The organism is uncultured Sphaerotilus sp., assembly GCF_963924895.1.
GTDB lineage: Bacteria > Pseudomonadota > Gammaproteobacteria > Burkholderiales > Burkholderiaceae_C > Sphaerotilus.
Genome location: NZ_CAWURG010000010.1, coordinates 17,934 through 36,408 on the forward strand (window position 1 = coordinate 17,934; position 18,475 = coordinate 36,408).

Below are 18,475 nucleotides of genomic sequence, written 5' to 3' on the forward strand. Positions count from 1 at the left end.
TATCGTCGTATTTTTGATTTTTCACATACCCCGCACGGCACCCCCCCCTGAATGCGGGGGTGGCTCAAATACGGAACCTGTCAAACATCAAACTTTTCGGAGCTGCGACTGCCAACGATATGTTGACAAGAAAATCAACAACGCACGGCCAGACGATTCCAGTCACTTGGAAACTGGAATAACAAGGTAAATATTCACCGCGCCACGTACCGCCCCGGCCGGTGGTTCATCGCCAGCACCAGATTCAACGTCAACGCCCCCAGCACCGACAGCAGCACCTGCGGCAGCGGCACGACGAAGAGCGCCGCGGCGACGATGCAGCAGTCGATCGTCATCTGCACCTTGCCGGCGCGCCAGCCCTTGCGCTCCTGCAGCAGCACGGCCACCACGCCGATGCCGCCGATGCTCGCCCGGTGGCGGAACAGGATCAGCATCCCGGTGCCGATCAGCAGCCCGCCCGCGACCGCCGCGAACAGCGGGTTCAGCGTCGAGAAGGACAGCACCCGCGGCAGCAGCTCGATCTCGGCCGATAGCAGCGCCACCGCGGCGAAGGTCTTCAGCGTGAACTCGCGCCCCATGTGGCGCCACGCCAGCCAGTAGAACGGCAGGTTGATCAGGAACAGCGCCAGCCCGAAGTTGACGTGGCTGGCGTAGTGGATCAGGAAGGCGATGCCGGTGGTGCCGCCCGCGACCATCGAGGCCTGCCGGAACATCGCCACGCCGAGCACGACCAGCACCGTGCCGCTGAGCAGCGCGATGAGGTCCTCGACGAGCGAGTGGGGAGTGATGGGGTTGTCGAGTGCGGGGGAAGAAGCAGAAGGAGTGGGCGGAGCAGTCATGGAGCGGCAGGTTGCAAACGGCGTGCCGCCGCCGCGTCACACAGCCGCGCCATCGCCACATCCCGCGCCGACACGCCCTGCACGTCGTGGCTGGTCCAGGTCACATCGACCCGGTTGTAGACGTTGAACCACTCGGGATGGTGGTCGTGCCGCTCCGCATGCAGCGCGATCTCGGCCATGAAACCGAAGGCCTCGGCGAAGCTGGCGAAGCGCAGGCGCCGGGTCAGCGCGCCGCGGTCCGCGTCCAGAGTCCACAGCGGGAGATCGGCCAGCGCGAGGCGCAGCGCTTCAGGGTCGAGGAGGTCCTGGTGTTGCATGGGGCCGGCCGCTCGCTGCTCACATCAGCACGATGTCGTACTGCTCCGGATTCACCGCGGCTTCCGCCTGCAGCGAGATCGGCTTGCCGATGAAGTCGCTCAGGCCGGCCAGGTGGGTGCTTTCCTCGTCGAGCAGCATCTCGATCACCGACGGACAGGCGATGACACGGAATTCCTTGGGATTGAACTGCCGCGCCTCGCGCAGGATCTCGCGCAGGATGTCGTAGCAGACCGAGCGCGGCGTCTTCACCTGCCCGCGCCCGCCACAGGTCGGGCAGGGCTGGCAGAGCATGTGGGCCAGCGATTCGCGGGTGCGCTTGCGCGTCATCTCGATCAGGCCGAGCTGCGTGAAGCCGCTGATCGTGATCTTGGTGCGGTCGCGGGCAAGCTGCTTGCGCAGCTCCGACACCACCTGCTCCTGGTGGTCGGCGCGGGTCATGTCGATGAAGTCAAGGATGATGATCCCGCCCAGGTTGCGCAGCCGCAGCTGCCGCGCGATGGCCTGCGCCGCCTCCAGGTTGGTCTTGAAGATCGTGTCGTCGAAGTTGCGCGCGCCCACATAGCCGCCGGTGTTGACGTCGATCGTCGTCAGCGCCTCGGTCTGGTCGACGACAAGGTAGCCGCCCGACTTCAGATCGACGCGCCGGGCCAGCGCCTTCTCGATTTCCTGGTCGATGCCGAACAGGTCGAAGATCGGGCGCTCGCCCTTGTAGTGCTGCAGGCGGTTCACCGAACTCGGCGTGAACTGCTGGCCGAAGCTGCGCAATGCGTCGAACTGCATGCGCGAGTCGATGCGGATGGTGGCGGTGCGCTCGTCCACCAGATCGCGCAGCACACGCTGGACGAGGTTCAGGTCCTCGTGCAGCAGCGAGCCGGGCGGCGACTTCAGCGCCAGCGCGCGGATCGTGACCCAGGTCTTGCGCAGGTAGGCGATGTCTTCGGCCAGCTCGTCGTCGGTCGCGTCCTCGGCGTTGGTGCGCAGGATGAAACCCCCTCCCCCGCCCGTCTCCCGGTTGCCCACCAGCACGCCCATGCGCTGGCGCAGCTGCTCGCGCAGCTCGTGCGAGCCGATCTTCTGCGAGATGCCGATGTGGTCGTCCTGCGGCAGGTGCACCAGCAGCCGGCCAGCGACGCTGACCTGCGTGGACAGCCGCGCGCCCTTGGTGCCGATGGGGTCCTTGATGACCTGCACCACCAGCGTCTGGCCTTCGTAGACCAGCTTCTCGATCGGCGGCATGGTGCCCGTTTCGGCGTGGTGACCGCGGCCGGTCTGGCCAGCGACCTGCACATCGGCGACGTGCAGAAAAGCAGCGCGCTCCAGCCCGATGTCGATGAAGGCGCTCTGCATCCCCGGCAGCACGCGGGCGACCTTGCCGGCGTAGATGTTGCCGACGAGGCCGCGCTCCAGCGTGCGCTCGACGTGCAGCTCCTGCACCGCGCCGTGTTCGACGATGGCCACGCGCGTCTCCTGCGGCGACCAGTTCACCAAGATGTCTTGCATGGGACTTTTCAATGTTCTTGTGGGTTCAGAGGGACCAGCCCGCGTCCCGCAGCAGACGGGCTGTCTCGAACAGGGGCAAGCCCATGATGCCCGAATAACTGCCGGCGATCCGCTCGACCCAGGTGGCCGCGCCGCTCTGGATGGCATAGGCGCCAGCCTTGCCCATCGGCTCGCCGCTGGCGACGTAGGCGGCAATGCGCGCGGCATCGACCTGTGCGAAGCGCACGCGCGAGACGCTGAGGCCTTGCAGCACACGCTCGCCATCGGCCAGCGCCACGGCGGTGAGGACGCGGTGTTCCTGTCCGGCCAGCGCGCCGAGCATCTCACAGGCCTCGTCGGCGTCGGCCGGCTTGCCCAGGATGCGGCGACCGAGGGCGACCGTCGTGTCGGCGCAGAGGATGGGCGCGGCGGGCAGGCCGGCGCGCTGCAGGCGGGCGCGGGCAGCATCCAGCTTGGCCAGCGTCACGCGCTGCACGTAGGCGCGCGGGGCTTCATTCGGGCGCACGGTTTCGAGCGCCTCGGCGTCCTCGTCCGGGCCGGGCAGCAGCAGCTCATGCTGCACGCCGATCTGGTCGAGCAACTGGCGGCGGCGCGGGCTTTGCGAGGCGAGGTAGATCCAAGAAGGCATCTGGAATCACACGCCCATTTTGCATTTCAATGCGACGACAAAACGGTTCGCCCAAGGAGATGCATTCATTACCTTGTCGGAACTGATCAGCGCCAGCAACTTGAAAGAGTGCTCACCCTTACCATATGAAGCTTTGGTCTTGCAGGCACTGGTCGCTTGTACTAACGCCCGATAGACCTCTGCCTTGGCAAGTGGCTCAATACCAAAGCTGACATTCGGAAGCTTATTGATCTGAAAGCCTTGTCCAAAAAAATCACCCAGTACGGCAACATCCGCAAGAAACCAGCTCTCCATGAACTGCGTCATCAAATGACAATCAGAATCGGCGGCACCGGGTGGCTTGCTCCATTCATCCCCCGCTCGCTGTGCAAGGTGCGACCATGGCAACCAGTCCTTCGGATCGCCTGATTGGCAGTCCGCTGCCACCGGGCCTTCTGCATCGACCAGCAAACACGCAGCCTCACCATTTTCCAGGGCCGTGCAAAATGAATCATAAGCATCACGGCGGGTGCCGCAAGCCACAATTCTGGGCATGTGTCCACGCAGTCCAGCCGATTCCAGGAATTTCTTGAATCCTTCCCGGCAGGCCGTCCGGAGCGAAGCCGCATCGCCCCCACCTTCAACGTACAACTTGACGGTCACCACCGTGTCCCCCCAATTTCACCTCGGGTCCACAACTGACCAAGGCGGTACTTCTCAAGCCATGGCTTCAGTTGCTGCGGATTCAACCGGGTGAGTTTGGTACCCCCTTCACCCTTTTCGGAAACCAAGACTGCATCGGGTCGATCGCTCATCGCGTCGATCAACGTATCAGAATGCGTGGTCACAATGATCTGGCACCGCTGCGACGCTTCCTTCAATAATTCAGCCAGTGTGGGGATGACATCTGGGTGCAAACCCAGTTCCGGCTCCTCAATACAGACCAACCGGGGCGGCTTCGGATGACAGAGAATGGCTAGCAGTGACAAATAGCGCAGCGTCCCATCGGACAGGCGAGTGGCCGGAACGGTGAACTTTCCCTCCTGAAAATACACCTGAACAGTTCCACCATCAATTCTCACAAAATAGTCATCAATCCCATCGTATAAATTTTTTAATGCCGTCAGTACGCGCTTTTTGACCAGAGGATTGCCCTGCAGATCGTTCAGAATCAGTGCCAGATTCCGAGCTTCAGAATCCAGAAAATCATTAGCGAGATCAGCCTTCTGAGGAACCCTTGGCATGGTGTATCGACCAAAGCTCCATTCGCGATACAAGCGTATATTGCCAAGTACCTGGGCAAGATATGTCACTTCAGGGTACTGCTCAGGATCACGGCGCTGCGAAAGAATCGATGCATTGAGGTCGATCTGCTCTATCTGCAGCAGCCTTTTTTTCTTATTTATATTAAGCGTCGGCCTGCCATTATTGAAATGGTAAAAAAAATAAGCCTGCGCTTTATCCCCATTCACCGGCTTTTCATTTTCAATGCGCTCATCCACAAGTTGAAATCTTTGCGAAATTTCCGTGAACTCCAGACAGTATCTTATATTTTGATTCCCTTTCGGATTATCAATCACTACCTCTATTGAGGCCGTCGGCGTTTTTTCGGCACCTTTCCACAACCAATCCCGCACCCCGCCACCCTCGCTGATCGGTCTGATAAACTGATCAGGGGCACTGCGCAACAATTCAATGGCTTCCAGCAGATTTGATTTTCCAGATCCGTTCGCACCAATGATGATATTCAAGGGACCAAGCTCGACAGCCTGCTGCAGATCCGGAGCGCCGTAGCTCAAGAAGTTGCCCAACTTAATTGAATGGATCAACATGATTATCTTGAGTTCACTCTCGGTGGTAGGGGTGTCCGACCGTGACCGACCAGGCCCGGTAGAGCGCCTCGGCCAGCATCACGCGCACGAAGGCGTGCGGCAGCGTCAGGTCGGACAGGCGCAGCAGTTCGTCCGCGCTGGCACGCAGTGCGGGGTCGAGCCCGTCCGGCCCGCCGATGACCAGCGCCACGTCGCGGCCATCGTGCTGCCAGACCTTCAGCCGCTCGGCGAGCGCCACGGTGGTGACCCGCGTGCCGCGCTCGTCGAGCACGACCCGGCGCACGCCCTTGGGCAGCGCCGCCTCGATGCGCACCCGCTCCGCGGCCATCAGCGCCTCGACCGGCTTGCCGCTGGTGCGGGGCTCGGTCTTGACGGCCTTGAGTTCGAGACGGCAGTCCGGCGGAAAACGCTTGGCGTAGTCCGCGTAGGCCGTCTCGGCCCATTCCGGCATCTTCTGGCCGACGGCGACGAGGTGCAGCTTCAAGAAGAACGACCCACAGGGCGACTCACCGCACCGGCATCAGGCGCCGCGTTTGGGGGCGGCGGCCTTCTTGCGGGCGGGGGTCTTGCGCTCGCGGTCGGGCGCATTGACCACGACGGTCTTGATCTTCTGCGCAGTGCCACCCGCAGTCTTGCGGGCCGGGGCCTTGCGGGCGGCGGCGCCGGTGGCAGACGTCGCAGCCGTCTTGCGCGCCGGAGCCTTCTTGGCGGCCGGCTTCTTCACGTCGGCCGCAGCTTCCGCGGCAGACGACGAACGCTTGCGCGGCGCGGCCTTGCGGGCCGGTGCGGCAGGGGCGTCGTCCTCGTCTTCGTCCTCGTCGCGCGAGGCCTTGACCAGCCCCTGCGTGGCGCTGGCGAGCTTGATGCGCACCGGCTTGCCGCCCCAGATCTCTTCGAGGTGGTAGTACTGGCGGATGGCAGGTTGCATGACGTGCACCACGGCAGCGCCGCAGTCCACGATGATCCATTCCCCGTTGTCTTCGCCTTCGACGCTCAGGATGTCACCCCCGAGCGACTTGACCTTGTCGCGCACGCTGGCGGCGAGCGACTTGGTCTGCCGGTTGCTCGTGCCGGAGGCGATGACGACGCGCTCGAACATCGCCGAGAGGTGTTCGGTGTTGAAGACCACGATGTCTTGGGCCTTCACATCTTCGAGTCCATCGACGATGGTGCGTTGCAGCTTGCGGATGTCCATTCAGCGCCGTTCTTGTTCCAGGGGATTCAGGATTGAGGAGAGGGTGGGTTGTTTCGGTACAGCCCGTGGCGATCAATATAGCGCGCCACGGCCGGCGCCACCATCCGGGGTGCCAGTGAGGAAGCCGGCTCGCCTGCGGCCAGCCGCTTCCTCAAATCAGTCGAAGACACCGACATCGACGGCATGTCGAGTGCCACGATGCGGTGTCCGGTGTTCAATAGTTCAGCCGGGGCCTGCACCGGAACGCCTGCGCGCCCCGCCACCGCCAGCGTCACCCGCTGCAGCAGCTCGGCCCAGCCATGCCAGGTGCAGAAGCCCGCCAGCTGGTCCTGCCCGATGATCAGAAACCAGCGGGCCGGGTGCCGTTCGCGCTGCTGCAGCAGTGTCACGGTGTCCAGCGTGTAGCTCGGACCGGTCCGCTCGACCTCGCATTTTTCGAGCACGAAAGCGGGATTGTCGCCGATTGCGAGCGCGACCATCTCGGCGCGGTGTTCGGCGGGGGCCAGACGGCGGGTTTTCTGCCACGGCTGACCCGCGGGAATCCAGCGCAACTCGTCCAGCGCGAGCTGTGCCAAGGCGGTGTCGGCCAGCACGCGGTGCGCCTGGTGCACCGGGTCGAAGCTGCCGCCGTAGAGCCCGATGCGCCGGGGTTCAGCGGCCATCGGCACCGGTGTCGGTCAGCGCCAGCCAGTCGCGCGGGCGCAAAAAGTCGGTGTAGAGCCGCGCCTCCGGTGTCCCCGGCTCCGGTGCCCACTGGTAGCGCCAGGTCACTTGCGGTGGCATCGACATCAGGATCGACTCGGTGCGCCCGCCCGACTGCAGGCCGAACAGCGTGCCGCGGTCCCAGACGAGGTTGAACTCGACATAGCGGCCGCGCCGGTAGGCCTGGAAGTCGCGCTCGCGCTCGCCATACGGCGTGTCACGGCGCCGCTGCGCGATCGGCAGCCAGCCCTTGAGCAGCGCGTCGCCGACATCCTTCAGCATCGCGAAACTGCCACGCGCGCCCAGCGCCGAGAAGTCGTCGAAGAAGATACCGCCGATGCCACGCGGCTCGTTGCGGTGTTTCAGGAAGAAGTACTCGTCGCACCAGGTCTTGAAGCGCGGGTAGAGCGCCGGGTCGTGCGGTGCGAGCGCGTCGCGGCACGCCTGGTGGAAGTGCACCGCGTCGTCCTCGAACCCGTAGTACGGCGTCAGGTCCATGCCGCCGCCGAACCAGCGCACGGTCTGACCGGCGAGCGGGCCTTCGGTGGGCGTGGCCGACAGCATCCGGACGTTCATGTGCACGGTCGGCACGTACGGATTGCGCGGGTGGAAGACCAGCGACACGCCCATCGCCTCGAAGGGTGCGCCGGCCAGTTCCAGTCGGTGCTGGGTCGCCGACGTGGGCAGCGCCGTGCCGCGCACCTGCGAGAACGCGCAGCCGCCGCGCTCCAGCAAGCCGCCGTTCTCGATCAGCCGCGTGATGCCCGCACCTTCGAGCTTGCCGCCCGGCGGACGCTCCCAGGCGTCGGTGATGAACGTCTGCCCGTCCTCGGCACCGACCGCGTCGCAGATCGACTGCTGCAGGCCCAGCAGGTAGGCCCGCACCTCGGCGTTGGACAGCGTGTCAGGCGGCATCGTGTCGTCGGTCCTCATGGCGTGCCCGCGCTCAGCTCTGCGGCGTGCGCTTGATGGCGCGGTAGCCGATGTCGCGGCGGTACTGCATACCGGCGTACTGGATCGACTGGGTCGCGTCGTAGGCCCGCAATTGCGCGTTGCGCACCGAGTCGCCCAGCGCGGTCACGCAGAGCACGCGTCCGCCGCTGGTCACCACACTCCCGGCCGGGCCGGTCGCGGTGCCAGCGTGGAAGACCTTGCAGTCCTCGGCTTCTGCCGGCAGACCGCGGATCACATCGCCCTTCTTCGGGTCCAGCGGATAGCCGGCCGCGGCCATCACCACGCCCAGCGCGACGCGGCGGTCCCAGTCGAGCGTGACCTGGTCGAGCGTGCCGTCGGTGGCGTGTTGCAGCACCTGCAGGAAATCGCTCTTCAGCCGCATCATGATCGGCTGCGTTTCCGGGTCGCCCATGCGGGTGTTGAACTCCAGCGTCTTCACGCCGCCCTTGGCATCGATCATCAGACCGGCGTAGAGGAAGCCGGTGAAGGGGATGCCGTCGCTGCGCATGCCGTCCACGGTCGGGCGGATGATGTCCTGCATCACCTTGGCGTGGACGTTGGGCGTGACCACCGGCGCGGGCGAGTACGCGCCCATGCCGCCGGTGTTCGGGCCCTGGTCGGCGTCCAGCAGGCGCTTGTGGTCCTGGCTGGTGGCCAGCGCCAGGATGTTGCGGCCGTCCACCATGACGATGAAGCTGGCCTCCTCGCCGACGAGGAACTCCTCGATCACGACGCGGGCGCCGTCGGCGTTGTGCTGCACGCCGAGCTTGTTGTCGAGCAGCATCCAGTCGACCGCCTGGTGCGCTTCTTCCAGCGACATCGCCACGACCACACCCTTGCCCGCCGCCAGACCATCGGCCTTGATGACGATGGGCGCGCCCATGCGGTCCACATAGGCGTGGGCCTGCACGGCGTCGCTGAAGGTCTCGTAGGCGGCGGTCGGGATCTTGTGCCGCTTCATGAAGTCCTTGGCGAAGGCCTTGGAGCTTTCAAGCTGGGCGGCCGCCTGCGTCGGGCCGAAAATGCGCAGGCCCCGGGCGCGGAACTCGTCCACCACACCCGCCGCCAGCGACACCTCGGGGCCGACCACCGTCATGCCGATCTTCTCGGCCTGTGCGAAGTCGGCCAGCGCCGCCACGTCCGAGATCGGCACGTTCGTCATGCGCGGATCCAGTGCGGTGCCGCCATTGCCCGGCGCCACGAACACCTTGTGGACGCGGGTCGACTGGGCCAGTTTCCAGGCCAATGCATGCTCACGGCCACCGCCGCCTATCACGAGAACTTTCATGGGACTTTCTTCATCATCTTGTCTGGATACTGAACCGGGACGCCCTTGGCATCCGGTCCCCGCCTCGGAATCCTACCTTGTCAGTCTGCTCAGTCGCCCAGTTCGGCGTTGTGATAGACATCCTGCACATCATCCAGGTCCTCGATGACATCCAGCAGCTTCTGCATGCGCTGGGCGTCGTCGCCCGCCAGCGCGACCGTGTTCTCGGCCCGCATCGTCACGCCGGCGATCTCCGCCACCAGACCCGCCGCTTCGAGCGCCGCCTTGACCGCCTCGAATTCCGGCGGCGCGGTCAGCACCTCGATGGCACCGTCCTCGTCGGTGATGACGTCCTCGGCGCCCGACTCCAGCGCCACGTCCATGACCTTGTCCTCGTCCGTGCCCGGCGCGAACACCAGCTGGCCACAGTGCTTGAACTGGAAGGCCACCGAACCGTCCGTACCCAGGTTGCCGCCGTACTTGCTGAAGGCGTGGCGCACTTCGGCCACGGTGCGCACGCGGTTGTCGGTCATCGTGTCGATGATGATGGCCGCACCCCCGATGCCGTAGCCCTCGTAGCGGATTTCCTCGTAGTTGATGCCTTCGAGGTTGCCGGACGCCTTGTCGATGTTGTACTTGATGCGGTCCGCCGGCATGTTGGCGGCCTTGGCCTTCTCGATGGCCAGGCGCAGGCGCGGGTTGGTGCCGATGTCGGAGCCACCTTGCCGCGCAGCGACCGTGATCTCACGGATGATGCGGGTCCAGATCTTGCCGCGCTTCTCGTCCTGGCGGCCTTTTCGATGCTGGATATTGGCCCACTTGGAATGACCGGCCATGAATGCTCCTGGATGCGCTGAGTTCGTTAGACTGCCATTTTACTTTTGCCGCGCCGCGTGCCCGACCCGGAGAACCAAATATGACTGAGCCGATCCTGCTTGCCCGCCATGGCGACATTGAATGTCATCTGTTGCCCGCGCTGGCAAACCGCCACGGCCTCATCACCGGTGCCACCGGCACCGGCAAGACCATCACCCTGCAGAAGCTCGCCGAGAGCTTCTCGCGCGTCGGCGTTCCGGTGTTCATGGCCGACATCAAGGGCGACCTGACCGGCATCACCCAACAAGGACAGCTTGGTGGCAAGCTGGCGCAGATCCTCCAGGAACGGGGCCTGGACGAGCCGGAATGGAACGCCTGCCCCGCCACGCTGTGGGACGTGTTCGGCGAACAGGGCCACCCGGTGCGGGCGACCGTGTCGGACATGGGCCCGCTGCTGCTGTCGCGCATGCTCAACCTGAACGACACCCAGCAGGGTGTGCTGCAGCTGGTGTTCAAGATCGCTGACGACAACGGCCTGCTGCTGCTCGACCTGAAGGACCTGCGCGCGATGCTGCAGTACGTCGGCGACAACAGCAGCGAATTCCAGACCGAATACGGCAACATCAGCGCGGCGTCCGTCGGCGCGATCCAGCGCGGCCTGATGCAGATCGAGCAGCAAGGTGGCGACAAGTTCTTCGGCGAGCCGATGCTCTCGATCGAGGACTTCATGCAGACGGTGGACGGCCACGGCGTCGTCAACATCCTCGCCGCCGACAAGCTGATGAACGCGCCGCGCCTGTACGCGACCTTCCTGCTGTGGATGCTGTCGGAGCTGTTCGAGACGCTGCCCGAAGTGGGCGATCTGGAAAAACCAAAGCTGGTCTTCTTCTTCGACGAGGCCCACCTGCTGTTCAAGGACGCGCCCGCGGCGCTGACCGAGCGGATCGAGCTGGTCGTGCGTCTCGTGCGCTCCAAGGGCGTGGGCGTGTATTTCGTGACCCAGAACCCGCTCGACATCCCCGAGACCGTGCTGGGCCAGCTCGGCAACCGCGTGCAACATGCCTTGCGGGCGTTCACGCCACGCGACCAGAAGGCGGTCAAGTCGGCGGCCGACACGATGCGCCCGAATCCGAAGCTGGACATCGCGGCCGCGATCACGGAAATGGGCGTCGGCGAGGCGCTGATCAGCCTGCTCGATGCGAAGGGCCGGCCCACCGTCACCGAGCGTGTCTACGTGCTGCCGCCGGGCAGCCAGATCGGCCCGATCAGCGCCGCCCAGCGCCAGCAGCTGCGCGAGACTTCGCTGGTGGCCGGCGTCTACGAGAAGACCGTGGACCGCGAGTCGGCCTACGAGAAGCTCAAGGGCCGCGCCGCCACCTCGTCGGACGCGGGCGACAACCTGCGCAGCCAGGCGGGTCAGTCGGTGGCCGATGGTGCGCGGTCAGCCACCGAGGAAGCCGGCGGCGACGGCCTGGGCGGCATGCTCTCGGGCGCGCTCGGCGGACTGCTCTTCGGCACCACCGGCCCGCGTGGCGCCAAGCGCGATGGGCTGGTGCAGACGATGGCGAAATCGGCCGTGCGCACCGTCGGCTCCTCGGTGGGCCGGGAGATCGTGCGCGGCGTGCTCGGCTCCCTGCTGGGCGGCGCCAGCAAGCGGCGCTGAGCACGGCCGGCACCACGGACCTTTCCACCGTTCAATCCAAGGAGTACCTCATGGGCTGGTTTTCAAAGAAAGACGCCGGATTTTTCCTCGCCACGGTCGTGCCGACCGGTGAAGGCGCCCGCGTGGACCGTTTCCTCGGCATCGTCAACGGCGAGGCCATCATCGGCGCGAACATCTTCCGCGACCTGTTCTCGTCGGTGCGCGACGTGGTCGGCGGGCGCGCGGGCGGCTACGAGCGGGCCTTGTCTGGCGCCCGCGACGCCGCGCTCGACGACATGATGGCCGCGGCCAAGGAACTCGGCGCCGACGGCATCGTCGGCATCGACTTCGACTACGAAGTGCTCGGCGAGGCCAACGGGATGATGATGGTCGCCGTCAGCGGCACCGCCGTGAAGATGGCCTGATCCACGCCGAACCCTCCTGTTTCTGACCGTTCGCGACGTCCAGCCACCGTTCGTCGCAAACCGGCTGCACCCGCAGCGCGGCTCCCGGACCATGACGCCATCGTCACCGTCCACCCTCCGGGAGACCCACCGCCATGCACCGCCGCCGCCTCATCCCTCTGCTCATCGCCGGCAAGCTCGCCTTGCTGGGCGCACTCGCCCTGCCGCCACTCGGATCGGCCGAAACGCCGGCCACGGCCACCGACTTCACCACCGCCACCGCCACGTTCCAGCCCGCCAGCGGCGGGGATGACAGCGCCATCGGCACCTTCCTCGCGCTGCCGTCGATGTTCCACCGCGGCGAGCGCGGCCGGCGCCTGCTCGACGAGGTGATGACGCACCCCGTCTACCCCGCCACCCCGGCCACCTTCCAGGACGCCGCCCGCAAGATCGCCGCGAAGGCCGCACCGTGAGCGCCGCCGCCGTCATCGAACTGCGCGGCGTGCGCAAGACCTACCGGCTCGGCACGCACACCGTTCCCGCGCTGCAGGGCGTGGATCTGCGCGTGGCCGCGGGCGAGATGGTCGCGCTGACCGGCCCGTCCGGCAGCGGCAAGAGCACGATCCTCAACCTCGCCGGCCTGATCGACGCGCCGGACGCGGGCGAGGTCCGGCTGCGTGGCGCCACGGTCGATGCGCGCGCCGAACACGCCGCCACGCTGCTGCGCCGCGACACGATCGGCTTCGTGTTCCAGGGCTTCAATTTGATCCCTGTAGCCACGGTCGCCGAGAACGTGGACTACCCGCTGTTCCTCGCCGGCCTGCCCAGCGCCGAGCGCCGCACGCGGGTGGCCGCCATGCTCGACGCGGTCGGGCTGACCGAGCACGCGCAGCACCGGCCCGACGCGCTCTCCGGCGGCCAGCGCCAGCGCGTCGCCATCGCCCGCGCCCTGGTGAAACGCCCGGCGCTGGTCATCGCCGACGAGCCGACCGCCAGCCTCGACTCGCACACCGCCGAGCAGATGCTCGACCTGATGCGCGACCTCGGCCACCGCGAGGGCGCGTCCTTCCTCATCGCCACGCACGACGGCCACCTCACCCGGCGCTGCGACCGCGTGATCGCCCTGCTAGACGGAGTGATCCAGTCATGAACGCCCTGCCCTTGCTGTCCTGGCTGCCGTGGCTGCGCTTTGCGTGGCTCAACACGCTGCGCAACCGCCGCCGCTCGCTCGTCACCGTCACCATCGCCGCGCTCGGCACGGCCGCCATCCTCATCGCCAGCGGCTTCGCGCAGTCCACCTACCGGGGGCTGGCCGAATCCGCCGCCCGCACCACCGGCCACCTCGTCGTGGCGCAAGCCGCGCAGTTCGACGGCGACGAGGACGTGCCGCTGCAACACGGCTTGAGCGGCGCCGATGCGCTCACCCGCCAGTTGCTCGCCGATCCGCAGGTGCGCCAGGTGCTGCCGCGGGTCGAGTTCAGCGGCCTGATCAGCAACGGCGACAAGTCCACCGTGATGACCGCGGTCGGCATCGCGCCGGACGCCGAGTTCGCGGTGAAAGGCCCGTTCCTCACGGTGAAGTCCGGCCGCGTGCTCGCCAGCCGCGACCGCGACACCGTGATGCTCGGCGCCGGCCTGGCGCGCAGCCTCAAGGCGGACGCGGGCAGCGCACTCACGCTGCTGGTGAGCACGACGGCGGGTGCGCTGAACGCCCGCGACGTGCTGGTCGCCGGCGTCGTCACCACCGGCATCGCCGAGATCGACCAGCGGCTGGTCTACACCGACGTTGCGACGGCGCAGTCGCTGCTGGTGACCGACAAGGTGTCGAGTCTGGGCGTGTTCCTGGACCGGATGGACGCGACGCTGCCCGCTCGCGACCGGCTGCAGCCCGCGCTCGGCACGCTGGCAGTGCGCACATGGGAGCAGCAAGCGCCGTTCTACCGCAGCGTGCGCGCGCTCTACAACCGCATCTTCGGCGCGCTCGGGCTGATCATCGGCGTGATCGTGGTCTTCGTCGTCACCAACGCGATGGCGATGGCGGTCATCGAGCGCACCCGCGAGATCGGCACGCTGCGGGCGCTGGGCACGCTGCCCGGTCAACTCGTGCGCAGCCTGGCGCTGGAAGGGCTGGTGCTCGGCGGCGCGGGCGGGCTGCTCGGGGCGCTGATCGCGGTGGCGGTGTCGGTCGGGCTGCTGCTGTTCCCGGTGCAGATGCCGCCGCCGCCGGGCCGCACGGTCGGCTATCCGCTGGTGATCGACCTGCACCCGGACCTGTGCACCGCGACGCTGCTCGGGATGCTCACGCTGGTGATGCTGGCCTCGGCGCTGGTGGCGCGCAGGACGGTGCGGCGGCCAGTGGTCGAGGCGCTGGCCCATGTCTGAAATACCCATGAAGCATGCCCGTGAAACGAACCCGAGGAACCGCGCCATGACCTTGACCCACACGCCCCGCGCGCTGTTCGCCGCGCTGCTGCTGTCCGCCCTGCTCCCCGCGCACGCCGCCGAGCCCGACGTCACCCGCCTGCTCGCCGACGCCGACCGCTTCCGCGTCAGCGACGAGCAGCTCGTCATCGAGACCCGCGTCAGCACCTTCAAGTCCGACGGCACGCCCGACAAGGAGCGCCTCTACACCGTCCACACCGGCACCGGCCGGCGCTCGCTCGTGCTGATGCGCTCGCCGGCCGAGCAAGGGCAGAAAGTGCTGATGGTCGGCGACGACTTCTGGCTGCTGATGCCCGGCACGCAGCGCCCGATGCGCATCACGCCGAGCCAGAAGCTGCTCGGCGACGCCTCCACCGGTGACATCGCCACGCTGCGCTGGAGCGAGGACTACCGCGCCACCCTCGTCGGCGAGGAGCGCTGCGACACGGCGCCGTGCTGGCACTTGAGTCTGGCGGCGCAGCGCCCGGGCGTGAGCTACCAGCGCATCGAGCTGTGGCTCGGTCGCGACCGCCACCAGCCGCTGAAGGCCGACCTCTACCTGCAGTCCGACAAGCTCGCCAAGCAGGCCCGCTTCATCCCCGACTCGGTGGAGCGGCCGACGCAGATCGACGAGATGGTGCTGCGCGACCAGCTCGGCAACCACCGCGAGACCCGCGTGCGCTACACCGCCCGGGACAAGCGCGCCGTGCCCGAGTCGTGGTTCAACCCGATGTCGCTGGCCCGCAACCCGACGCTGGAGTGAGTGAGCCATGCACCATCCCAAGCTCCGTCATCCTCGCGAATGCGAGGACCCACCCCCTGCACTGCCCTCCCCGATCGTGGGTGCCCGCGTTCGCGGGCATGACGGGCTTGTGGGCGTGGCCTGGGTGCTGGCCAGCGTCCTGTTGGTGCCGTGCCAGGCACAGGCCGCCGAGAACGACACGGCCAACCATCCCCTGCTGACCGGCGAGTGGCAGACCGCCCGCGAGTGGCGGCTGGCCAATCCCCTCGGCCCCGCACCCGCCTTCGCGCCCCGCAGCCGCTGGCGCAGCACGCTGGACCTGAAGGGCGACCGGCGGATCGCGCTGGGCACCGGCAGCGCGCTGTCGGTGCACGCGGACGCCGCCCTCACCGTCCTGCGCGACGACGGCGACGCCAACCCGGTGACCAGCGGCCGCGTCAACGAGCTGTACGCCAGCACCGGCAGCGACGCCTGGCAGCTCAGCGCCGGCCGCCGCATCATCGGCTGGGACGTGGGCCAGGGCTTCCGGCCCAACGACGTGGTGCAGCGCGAGGAACGCCGCCCCCTGCTGCCCGCCACGCCGCAGGGCCGCAGCGTCGTGCAGGTCGAGCACTTCGGCGCCGACGACGCGACCAGCCTCGTCTGGATCGACCCGCAGGGCGGCGCCACCGACCGCGCCCTGGCGCTGCGGCACTACCGCCGGTTCGGCGCGCTGGACGTCTACGGCCACGCGCACTGGAGCGCCGCGACCCGGGGCAACCTCGGCGCAGCGCTGGCCTGGGTCGCCTCGGACGCGGTGGAACTCCATGCCTCGACCCGCTGGCTGCCCGCCCTCGGCCAGCACCAGAGCCTCGTCGGCGGGAGCTGGACCGGCGGCCCGGATCTCACCGCCCTCGCCGAGGTGTGGCAGGACGGTCTCGCCAGCCCATCGAGCGCACGCCGCAACGTCTACGGCCGGCTCGCCTGGCAGCACGAGGGCTGGCAGGTGTCGGCCGACGCGCTGTGGCAACCGGGCGATGGCGGACGGGTGCTCGGCGCCGGCCTGCGGTGGCAAGGTGACCAGTGGCGCGCGGAAGCCGTGTGGCGCGTCCTCGGTGGGCCGGCGAGCGCGTCCCTGCGCCGCACGCCCTCGCGCCAGACCGGCGCGCTGGCACTGACCCGCAGTTTTTGAAAGCGGCTGCGCCAATGCCTGCTACAACTTCGTCCATGACAACCCACCCGGACCCGACCCGCTGCTGGCACTGCTCCGCGCTGCGCCGCACGCTGAGCACGCTCGGCATCGCCGCCATGATCGCGGCGGCCCTGACGCTGGTGAGCCACGGCCGCTTCGTTGACAACCTGGTGTATTCGCTGTGCATCGGGCTGCTGTGCGAGCTGATGCTGGACGGCGGGCGGCGCGCGCTGGCCTGGCTCATCAGCCGCCGCGCGCCGGACAACCTAGCGGCGCGCAATGGCTGGCCGGGCTGGGGCTGGATGGGGGTGTGCATCGCGGTCGGCGTGCCGCTGGCCTATGTCGGCGGTCACGCGCTGGGGGACGCCATCACCGGCTACCACAGCGGTCTGGGCGACTGGCGCCCCAATGCCGCGATGCTGATGGTGTCGCTGACGCTCGGGCTCGGGGCGACCTTCTTCTTCAAGTCGCAAGGCGAACTCGCCGCCAGCCGCGCCGCAGCAGAGTCGGCCTTGCGGGTGGCGGTAGAAAACCGCCTGAAGCTGCTCGAAAGCCAGCTGGAGCCGCACATGCTGTTCAACACGCTGGCCAATCTGCGGGTGCTGATCGCGCTCGACCCACCGCAGGCCCAGGCCATGCTCGACCACCTGATCGCCTTCCTGCGCGGCACGCTGCAAGGCTCGCGCACCGCACTGCATCCGCTGCACACCGAGTTCGACCGGCTGCGCGACTACCTGGCGCTGATGACCGTGCGCATGGGCGAGCGCCTGCAGACCGAGTTCGTGCTGCCGCCGGCGCTGTCGGACGTCGCCGTGCCTGCGCTGCTGCTGCAGCCGCTGGTCGAGAACGCCATCCGCCACGGGCTGGAGCCGGCCATCGATGGCGGCGTGCTGCGGATCAGCGCCAGCCGCATCGACGGACCCCACGGTGCGCGGCTGCACTTGTGCGTCTTCGACAGCGGGAGCGGCCCGTTGGCCCCAGCCTCGCCGGACGCTCCGCCGTCCGGCACCGGCTTCGGCCTGACCCAGGTGCGAGAACGCCTGCACACGCTCTATGGCGCAGATGCCAGCCTGGCGCTGACCCGAGAGCGCGAGTCCGCCAGCGATCCAGCGGGAACGCTGGTCCGCCTCGACCTTCCCCTGCCCGACCTGGCCCCGACCCCATGACCCTGCGCACCGCCCTCATCGCCGAAGACGAGCCCCTGCTGGCCGCCCACCTGCGCGCCGAACTCGCGCAAGCCTGGCCTGAGCTGTCGGTCGTCGCCATGGCCGCGAATGGTTTGCAGGCACTGGACCGGGCGCTGGATCTGCGGCCGGACGTGTGTTTCCTCGACATCCGCATGCCGGGGCTGACCGGTCTGGACGTGGCGCGGGCACTGGCCGAAGACTGGCCGGACGACCCGGGTACGCCCTTCCCGCTGCTGGTGTTCGTCACCGCCTATGACCAGCACGCGGTGCAGGCCTTCGAGTTGCAGGCGGTGGACTACCTGCTCAAGCCGCTGGTTCGCGCGCGGCTGCAGTCCTGTTGCCAACGCTTGCAACGTCAACTGTCGCAGCGCGATCTCCAGCATCCTTCAGGACCTGACGAATTGCAGACCCTCGCCCGACAGTTGCAGACGCTGCTCGCGCCCGCAGCGTCCGCGCAGCCGCACCTGGAATTCATCCCGGCCCAGTCCGGCCACACGGTGGAGATGGTGCCCGTCGACGAGGTGGTCTATTTCGAAGCGGCCGACAAGTACGTCCGGGTCCTGACCGCTGACCGCGAACATCTGATTCGAATGCCCTTGCGCGAATTAATCAATCAAATTGATGAACGGCGCTTCTGGCAGATCCACCGCAGCATTCTGGTGCAGACGCGGTGCATTTCCCGCGCCGTGCGCGATGAACAGGGCAAGCTCAGTGTGGTACTGCGCCAGCGCAGCGAGATCCTGCCAGTGAGCCGGGTCTATGCGCATCTGTTCAAGGGCATTTGAACAACTGGTGAATATGACCTTATTTGTCAGGTATCAGCCCGGACAGGTCAGATCAGGTCAGAAATGAAAAAGGCGCCATCGGCGCCTTCACTC

The 18,475-nt window shown here is 67.1% G+C and carries 21 protein-coding genes; 9 read left to right on the plus strand and 12 right to left on the minus strand.

Annotated elements, in window-relative coordinates; translation table 11 throughout:
• Positions 1–194: 194 nt before the first annotated feature.
• The 12 genes from AABN02_RS03625 to AABN02_RS03680 all read right to left on the minus strand — a co-directional run bounded on the left by AABN02_RS03625 (position 195) and on the right by AABN02_RS03680 (position 10,050).
• Positions 195–839 (minus strand): YitT family protein, encoded by a 645-nt coding sequence (locus AABN02_RS03625; RefSeq protein ID WP_338413552.1) that lies wholly within the window; start codon positions 837–839, stop codon positions 195–197.
• On the minus strand, positions 836–1,156 hold the full coding sequence (locus tag AABN02_RS03630) for a 4a-hydroxytetrahydrobiopterin dehydratase (RefSeq protein WP_338413553.1): 321 nt from the start codon (positions 1,154–1,156) through the stop codon (positions 836–838). The genes AABN02_RS03625 and AABN02_RS03630 overlap by 4 nt, the downstream gene beginning before the upstream one ends.
• A gap of 19 nt (positions 1,157–1,175) precedes the next feature.
• The gene (gene rng / locus AABN02_RS03635; RefSeq protein WP_338413554.1) at positions 1,176–2,657 is read right to left on the minus strand and encodes a ribonuclease G; all 1,482 of its coding nucleotides are present in this window, start codon (positions 2,655–2,657) and stop codon (positions 1,176–1,178) included.
• A 25-nt stretch (positions 2,658–2,682) separates the two neighbouring features.
• Positions 2,683–3,285, minus strand: a complete 603-nt coding sequence (locus AABN02_RS03640) for a Maf family protein (RefSeq protein ID WP_338413555.1) — start codon at positions 3,283–3,285, stop codon at positions 2,683–2,685.
• Between the two features lie 6 nt (positions 3,286–3,291).
• Positions 3,292–3,927, minus strand: coding sequence for a DUF4276 family protein (locus tag AABN02_RS03645; protein ID WP_338413556.1), 636 nt, complete (start codon positions 3,925–3,927; stop codon positions 3,292–3,294).
• The gene (locus AABN02_RS03650) at positions 3,924–5,096 is read right to left on the minus strand and encodes an AAA family ATPase (protein ID WP_338413557.1); all 1,173 of its coding nucleotides are present in this window, start codon (positions 5,094–5,096) and stop codon (positions 3,924–3,926) included. The genes AABN02_RS03645 and AABN02_RS03650 overlap by 4 nt, the downstream gene beginning before the upstream one ends.
• A gap of 13 nt (positions 5,097–5,109) precedes the next feature.
• A complete protein-coding gene (gene rlmH, locus AABN02_RS03655; RefSeq protein WP_338413558.1) occupies positions 5,110–5,580 on the minus strand; it encodes a 23S rRNA (pseudouridine(1915)-N(3))-methyltransferase RlmH in 471 nt (156 codons plus the stop codon).
• Between the two features lie 36 nt (positions 5,581–5,616).
• Positions 5,617–6,291, minus strand: coding sequence for a ribosome silencing factor (gene rsfS / locus AABN02_RS03660; RefSeq protein ID WP_338413559.1), 675 nt, complete (start codon positions 6,289–6,291; stop codon positions 5,617–5,619).
• 26 nt (positions 6,292–6,317) lie between these two features.
• Complete coding sequence (nadD, locus tag AABN02_RS03665) at positions 6,318–6,953, minus strand: nicotinate-nucleotide adenylyltransferase (protein ID WP_338413560.1); 636 nt, start codon at positions 6,951–6,953, stop codon at positions 6,318–6,320.
• Positions 6,943–7,908: an oxygen-dependent coproporphyrinogen oxidase gene (gene hemF / locus AABN02_RS03670; RefSeq protein WP_338413621.1), complete on the minus strand. Its 966-nt coding sequence runs from the start codon at positions 7,906–7,908 to the stop codon at positions 6,943–6,945. The genes nadD and hemF overlap by 11 nt, the downstream gene beginning before the upstream one ends.
• 31 nt (positions 7,909–7,939) lie before the next feature.
• Positions 7,940–9,235, minus strand: coding sequence for a phosphoribosylamine--glycine ligase (gene purD, locus AABN02_RS03675; protein WP_338413561.1), 1,296 nt, complete (start codon positions 9,233–9,235; stop codon positions 7,940–7,942).
• A gap of 89 nt (positions 9,236–9,324) precedes the next feature.
• Positions 9,325–10,050: a YebC/PmpR family DNA-binding transcriptional regulator gene (locus AABN02_RS03680; RefSeq protein WP_338413562.1), complete on the minus strand. Its 726-nt coding sequence runs from the start codon at positions 10,048–10,050 to the stop codon at positions 9,325–9,327.
• An 80-nt stretch (positions 10,051–10,130) separates the two neighbouring features.
• Between AABN02_RS03680 and AABN02_RS03685 the strand changes: the two genes are divergently transcribed.
• The 9 genes from AABN02_RS03685 (at position 10,131) to AABN02_RS03725 (ending at position 18,382) form a co-directional block, all read left to right on the plus strand.
• Positions 10,131–11,693 carry a helicase HerA-like domain-containing protein gene (locus AABN02_RS03685; RefSeq protein WP_338413563.1) on the plus strand — a complete coding sequence of 521 codons (1,563 nt, stop codon included), beginning with the start codon at positions 10,131–10,133 and terminating at the stop codon, positions 11,691–11,693.
• A 50-nt stretch (positions 11,694–11,743) separates the two neighbouring features.
• On the plus strand, positions 11,744–12,097 hold the full coding sequence (locus AABN02_RS03690; protein WP_338413564.1) for a heavy metal-binding domain-containing protein: 354 nt from the start codon (positions 11,744–11,746) through the stop codon (positions 12,095–12,097).
• Between the two features lie 134 nt (positions 12,098–12,231).
• Positions 12,232–12,549 (plus strand): hypothetical protein, encoded by a 318-nt coding sequence (locus tag AABN02_RS03695; RefSeq protein WP_338413565.1) that lies wholly within the window; start codon positions 12,232–12,234, stop codon positions 12,547–12,549.
• Complete coding sequence (locus tag AABN02_RS03700) at positions 12,546–13,226, plus strand: ABC transporter ATP-binding protein (protein WP_338413566.1); 681 nt, start codon at positions 12,546–12,548, stop codon at positions 13,224–13,226. Before AABN02_RS03695 ends, AABN02_RS03700 begins: the two co-directional genes overlap by 4 nt.
• The gene (locus AABN02_RS03705) at positions 13,223–14,458 is read left to right on the plus strand and encodes an FtsX-like permease family protein (RefSeq protein WP_338413567.1); all 1,236 of its coding nucleotides are present in this window, start codon (positions 13,223–13,225) and stop codon (positions 14,456–14,458) included. The genes AABN02_RS03700 and AABN02_RS03705 overlap by 4 nt, the downstream gene beginning before the upstream one ends.
• 46 nt (positions 14,459–14,504) lie before the next feature.
• A complete protein-coding gene (locus AABN02_RS03710; RefSeq protein WP_338413568.1) occupies positions 14,505–15,260 on the plus strand; it encodes an outer membrane lipoprotein-sorting protein in 756 nt (251 codons plus the stop codon).
• A 76-nt stretch (positions 15,261–15,336) separates the two neighbouring features.
• Entirely contained in the window at positions 15,337–16,410 is a 1,074-nt protein-coding gene (locus AABN02_RS03715; protein WP_338413569.1) for a hypothetical protein, read from the plus strand.
• Positions 16,411–16,445: 35 nt separating this feature from the next.
• A complete protein-coding gene (locus AABN02_RS03720) occupies positions 16,446–17,576 on the plus strand; it encodes a histidine kinase (RefSeq protein WP_338413570.1) in 1,131 nt (376 codons plus the stop codon).
• Entirely contained in the window at positions 17,573–18,382 is an 810-nt protein-coding gene (locus tag AABN02_RS03725; RefSeq protein WP_338413571.1) for a LytTR family DNA-binding domain-containing protein, read from the plus strand. Before AABN02_RS03720 ends, AABN02_RS03725 begins: the two co-directional genes overlap by 4 nt.
• Positions 18,383–18,475: the final 93 nt, after the last annotated feature.

Coding starts and splice junctions, on each gene's coding strand:
- AABN02_RS03625 (WP_338413552.1), bottom strand. CDS start 839: ATGACTGCTCCGCCCACTCCTTCTGCTTCTTCCCCCGCACTCGACAAC.
- AABN02_RS03630 (WP_338413553.1), bottom strand. CDS start 1,156: ATGCAACACCAGGACCTCCTCGACCCTGAAGCGCTGCGCCTCGCGCTG.
- rng (WP_338413554.1), bottom strand. CDS start 2,657: ATGCAAGACATCTTGGTGAACTGGTCGCCGCAGGAGACGCGCGTGGCC.
- AABN02_RS03640 (WP_338413555.1), bottom strand. CDS start 3,285: ATGCCTTCTTGGATCTACCTCGCCTCGCAAAGCCCGCGCCGCCGCCAG.
- AABN02_RS03650 (WP_338413557.1), bottom strand. CDS start 5,096: ATGTTGATCCATTCAATTAAGTTGGGCAACTTCTTGAGCTACGGCGCT.
- rsfS (WP_338413559.1), bottom strand. CDS start 6,291: ATGGACATCCGCAAGCTGCAACGCACCATCGTCGATGGACTCGAAGAT.
- nadD (WP_338413560.1), bottom strand. CDS start 6,953: ATGGCCGCTGAACCCCGGCGCATCGGGCTCTACGGCGGCAGCTTCGAC.
- hemF (WP_338413621.1), bottom strand. CDS start 7,908: ATGCCGCCTGACACGCTGTCCAACGCCGAGGTGCGGGCCTACCTGCTG.
- purD (WP_338413561.1), bottom strand. CDS start 9,235: ATGAAAGTTCTCGTGATAGGCGGCGGTGGCCGTGAGCATGCATTGGCC.
- AABN02_RS03680 (WP_338413562.1), bottom strand. CDS start 10,050: ATGGCCGGTCATTCCAAGTGGGCCAATATCCAGCATCGAAAAGGCCGC.
- AABN02_RS03685 (WP_338413563.1), top strand. CDS start 10,131: ATGACTGAGCCGATCCTGCTTGCCCGCCATGGCGACATTGAATGTCAT.
- AABN02_RS03690 (WP_338413564.1), top strand. CDS start 11,744: ATGGGCTGGTTTTCAAAGAAAGACGCCGGATTTTTCCTCGCCACGGTC.
- AABN02_RS03695 (WP_338413565.1), top strand. CDS start 12,232: ATGCACCGCCGCCGCCTCATCCCTCTGCTCATCGCCGGCAAGCTCGCC.
- AABN02_RS03705 (WP_338413567.1), top strand. CDS start 13,223: ATGAACGCCCTGCCCTTGCTGTCCTGGCTGCCGTGGCTGCGCTTTGCG.
- AABN02_RS03710 (WP_338413568.1), top strand. CDS start 14,505: ATGACCTTGACCCACACGCCCCGCGCGCTGTTCGCCGCGCTGCTGCTG.
- AABN02_RS03720 (WP_338413570.1), top strand. CDS start 16,446: ATGACAACCCACCCGGACCCGACCCGCTGCTGGCACTGCTCCGCGCTG.
- AABN02_RS03725 (WP_338413571.1), top strand. CDS start 17,573: ATGACCCTGCGCACCGCCCTCATCGCCGAAGACGAGCCCCTGCTGGCC.